At 29.7% G+C, this 1,153-nt stretch carries 3 protein-coding genes; all 3 read left to right on the top strand.

Annotated elements, in window-relative coordinates; translation table 11 throughout:
* Window positions 1-204 (top strand): hypothetical protein (locus RCF13_RS17810; protein WP_308141407.1); only part of this gene is annotated, 204 nt, incomplete at its 5' end.
* On the top strand, window positions 201-812 hold the full coding sequence (locus tag RCF13_RS17815) for an ABC-three component system middle component 1 (protein WP_308141408.1): 612 nt from the start codon (window positions 201-203) through the stop codon (window positions 810-812). The genes RCF13_RS17810 and RCF13_RS17815, both read left to right, overlap by 4 nt.
* On the top strand, window positions 809-1,153 hold a 345-nt coding region (locus RCF13_RS17820; RefSeq protein ID WP_308141409.1), incomplete at its 3' end, for an AAA family ATPase. The genes RCF13_RS17815 and RCF13_RS17820, both read left to right, overlap by 4 nt.

Raw genomic sequence — 1,153 nt, forward strand, 5'->3', positions numbered from 1 at the left:
ATAGATCCTTTGGAATACATAGATAGTGAAATGAAAATAACAAAGAAAACTGAAAACATTAGGTTTAGTTCTATAGATTTTATAGAAGAATTTTTTGCTGGATTAAAAGAAGAGGAACCAGAATTTTCTTTTAGTGAAGAAGAGGTAATTGAAGAGTGGAAAGACTTGTTGTTGGAACAATTTGAGGTTCAGGGGGATGAATGATGGATTTAAGTCATGTTATAGAAAATTTAACGAATATTGGTTATGATGCAACCATTATTAAAGATTCGGAGTTGAATACACGTCTGCGTGATCGTGATATAGAAGTGTGGAATAATAATAATCGTTATATTGTAACTAAGGGATATAGTAGTGAGGCTCAATTATCGACGTGGCTCTTTGATCAAATAATAATTTCTTTTATATATGATTCTATCCCAACTAGGTATAGAAATAATCTATATTTTTTATTAGTAGTTGAATTTGAAAACTCAACGAAAAAAGAGTTGTCTTGGAAAATAACAGAAATAGAAAAAAATGATAGAGTTTGTCGTAAATATGTTATTGAATCAATGGAAGATTTAAAGCGTGTGCCTGCATTGAATAATAATTTTATGGAAAATAAAGAAGAACTATTTGATTTTGAAAAGGAGTTTAAAAATCGCTTATTTACTAATTCAGCTGCAATAGACCAGTATGGTGAAATAACTCAGCGAATTAAGGAGATAGTTGATGTATATTTTGAAAAATATGATGAACAGGATGATAATGCAACTGAAAAAAAAATCTTGATTAAAAAAATTATAGAAAGAAGGAGTGAAGAAAATTGAAAATCAAAAAAATGTTTATTCATAATTTCCGCATATTTAATGGATTGTATGAGTTGGACTTTAATAATAAGGACTTAATTATAATTAGCGGACCTAATGGTAATGGGAAAAGTACAATTTTTGATTCAATTCAGTGGTGCTTAACAGGTAAGATTCCCCGCTATGATGGTAGTAATGAAAAGCAAAAGTTCAACTATATAATGAATGAGAGGATATACAAAACAAAAGGTAGCCAATCTATGTTAGTTGAGATATGGCTGGAAACAGATGAAGGAGTTACACATAACATTAGAAGGTCTCAAGAAAAGAATGAAGAGGGTGTTTTATCAGCATCTGAGGTG

Source organism: Stenotrophomonas maltophilia group sp. RNC7 (genome assembly GCF_030910085.1).
GTDB lineage: Bacteria > Pseudomonadota > Gammaproteobacteria > Xanthomonadales > Xanthomonadaceae > Stenotrophomonas > Stenotrophomonas sepilia.